Genomic DNA, 2,651 nt, shown 5'->3' on the forward strand with positions numbered 1-2,651 from the left:
CCGGCGCGGCCCGGCACGCTGATTCCGGTGCGCGAGGTGGTGCGCATCACCGGTCCGCGCAGTTACGTGTTCGAGTGGCACGAGACGCGCGACGGGCGCGAGCGCAAGGCCATGCAGATCGACTACACGCGGCTGTGAGCTTCATTCAAGCGGAGATGCATGCCATGAACAAGCAACGTCCAATCATGCGCGTGATCGTGCTGACCGCGCTGGTGATGATCCCGGTCCTGCTGATCGCCGCGCCGTCGCCAACGGGCAAGCCCGGCAGCATCGAGCGCGGGCGCTATGTGGTGAAGATCGCCGGCTGCAACGATTGCCATACGCCTGGCTACGCAGAGCATGATGGTCACGTGCCGGAGAAAGCATGGCTGACCGGCGACAGCCTCGGATGGAGCGGCCCCTGGGGCACGACCTACGCCAGCAATCTGCGCCTGAAACTGGCCGCGCTGAGCGAGGCGCAGTGGCTGCAACTGGCGCACACCGCGCAATATCGTCCGCCGATGCCGTGGTTCAACCTGCGTGCGATGAGCGACGGCGACCTGCGCGCGGTGTATCGCTATGTGCGCCACCTCGGGCCGGCCGGCGTGGCGGCGCCGGCCTACGTGCCCCCAGGCGGCGCGGTGGCGACGGCCGTCGTGGTGCGGTTTCCAGGGCCGCCGCCCGCGCAGTAGGCATCGCCCGCTTGCGCCATGTGGCGCGTGCCCGGGACATGCCAATGACTCTCGTCGTCCAGCGCGCACGAGAGGAAATTCGTGAAGTGCATGACATCTGGTGATCTGAGGGAGAACGGAAATGACTGAAGTTGATCGCATCAAATATCTGCGTATCGCCCTGGTGCTCGTAGGGCTTACCTTCACTTTCGGAATCTGGCCGCTTGGCATCGTCTGGCCTTCCGGTTGGTCGTGGCATGCAGGGGGACGTTCGTATTATTACGAGATGATCGTGACCATCTATGCGACGCTGGGGATCTTCCTCATTCTGGCCGCCCGCGATCCACTGGCAAACCGGAGTCTCATCTGGTTCACCATTTGCTCCAGCGTCGCGCACGGCGGAGTCATGGCCGTGCAGTCGTTTGACGGCGACCATAATATGGGTCACCTCGGGGGTGACGTATTGGCCCTGTTCGCAGTGGCGGCGGTGTTCACCTTGCTGGCGCCTCGTGGAGCCAAAACCGCGGCGCGGTAGCCTTGGCATAACCGTCATGCCGGCGGAGTCACCGGCCTGGTTCGATGCGGAGCCGGTGGCTCGCCACGAGCCGGATCGCCTTGACGACTCGGGGACGGTAGACGGGAGCCATCGCCGTGCCCGGTCATCGCCGCGCCGACGCTGATGCAAGATTGCCTGCGTGGGATCAGCGTGCGCCGGACGGGCGTGCGCCAGGCGGCAAATCCGGAATGAACCCGTGCAGATGGTTCTCATGACACGCCTGTAAACCGCCGCGCGCTGACGCCGCGCGGCGCAGGCGTTACCCTCGCGCATTGTTCCCCAGGCTTGCGCGCGCATGAAGTTCGATTTTCCACCCGTGACCGGCGCGCTGATCGTCTCGTGCGTGCTGATTTTCCTGCTGCAGCACTACGGCGGCTACAACGACAGTCTGATCGCGCACTTCGCGCTGTGGCCGTTCGGCCACGAGCAGGCGCGGATGGCCAGCGGACGCGTGATCACGGTGGGTTTTGAACCGTGGCAACTGATCACCTTCGCGTTTCTGCACGGCGGCTGGCTGCATATCCTGTTCAACATGTGGGCGTTGTTCATGTTCGGGCCGCCCATCGAGCGTCTGTTCGGCGCCAGCAAGTACCTGCTGTACTACACCGTGTGCACGGTGCTGGCGGCGCTGGCGCAGTTGCTGGTGATAAAGTTTTTCACCGGCGGTTTTTATCCGACCATCGGCGCTTCCGGCGGCATCTTCGGCGTGCTGCTGGCCTTCGGCATGCTGTATCCGCACGTGCGCATCATGCTGCTGTTTCCACCCATCCCGATGCCGGCGTGGCTGTTCGTGATCGGCTATGGCGCGTTGGAGCTGGTGCTGGGCGTGACCGGCACCGAGGCGGGCGTGGCGCATTTCGCGCACCTGGGTGGCATGTTCGGCGGCTTGTTGCTGATCCAGTACTGGCGCGGGCGCCTGCCGCTGAAGCCGCAGCAACGTCTGCTGCGTTGAGCGGCGCGCGTGGCGTGGATTTGATCGCGCGCTGTCATCCTTAGCATCGCGCCATGGCGCTGCCGTGTGCTGTTGTCATCCTGAGCAACGCGAAGGATCTCGCTCTGGTGCGCGCGGCACTTCAGCCTTGCTCATGATCGATGGTTCTTACGTGATGCCTCGCAAGGTTTTCCTGTTCCGCCCGGCTGCCGCCGCGCGGGTTCCTTTCTTTACTTCGGGCATCCTGCCCTCCGCCCCTGCGGGGCCCGCTACGCGGTTCGCGCCGCTCCTGCGACGCAGTGCTCGGCAAAGATAAGGAACCAAAGAAAGCCGACCCCGACAGCAGCGCCCGCTGCGCGTGCCTGCGCGGGGCGCGCCGATGGCCATCCATGGCCTGCGGCGCGTGAGCGCGATCTCGGCCTGCGCATCCGGCACTGGCCGGATCGTGCGGCCCGCAACATCGTGTCGCGGGCGTCCGGCAGCTGGCGCTGCCTTGCCCCGCGCGATCACACTT

General features: G+C 65.3%; 3 protein-coding genes. All 3 read left to right on the forward strand.

Translation table 11 applies throughout. The features are described 5' to 3' along the window. Positions 1–164: 164 nt before the first annotated feature. The 3 genes from ACYDAT_RS16095 to ACYDAT_RS16105 all read left to right on the forward strand — a co-directional run bounded on the left by ACYDAT_RS16095 (position 165) and on the right by ACYDAT_RS16105 (position 2,158). A complete protein-coding gene (locus tag ACYDAT_RS16095; protein WP_461451456.1) occupies positions 165–671 on the forward strand; it encodes a c-type cytochrome in 507 nt (168 codons plus the stop codon). Between the two features lie 121 nt (positions 672–792). Continuing rightward, complete coding sequence (locus ACYDAT_RS16100; protein WP_461451458.1) at positions 793–1,185, forward strand: DUF6632 domain-containing protein; 393 nt, start codon at positions 793–795, stop codon at positions 1,183–1,185. A 316-nt stretch (positions 1,186–1,501) separates the two neighbouring features. Beyond that, on the forward strand, positions 1,502–2,158 hold the full coding sequence (locus ACYDAT_RS16105; protein ID WP_461441164.1) for a rhomboid family intramembrane serine protease: 657 nt from the start codon (positions 1,502–1,504) through the stop codon (positions 2,156–2,158). Positions 2,159–2,651 lie beyond the last annotated feature (493 nt).

The sequence above is a fragment of the Metallibacterium sp. genome (genome assembly GCF_054637675.1).

Excerpts from the sequence above, each read along its gene's own strand:
- ACYDAT_RS16095 (WP_461451456.1), top strand. The coding sequence starts at position 165 with ATGAACAAGCAACGTCCAATCATGCGCGTGATCGTGCTGACCGCGCTG.
- ACYDAT_RS16100 (WP_461451458.1), top strand. The coding sequence starts at position 793 with ATGACTGAAGTTGATCGCATCAAATATCTGCGTATCGCCCTGGTGCTC.
- ACYDAT_RS16105 (WP_461441164.1), top strand. The coding sequence starts at position 1,502 with ATGAAGTTCGATTTTCCACCCGTGACCGGCGCGCTGATCGTCTCGTGC.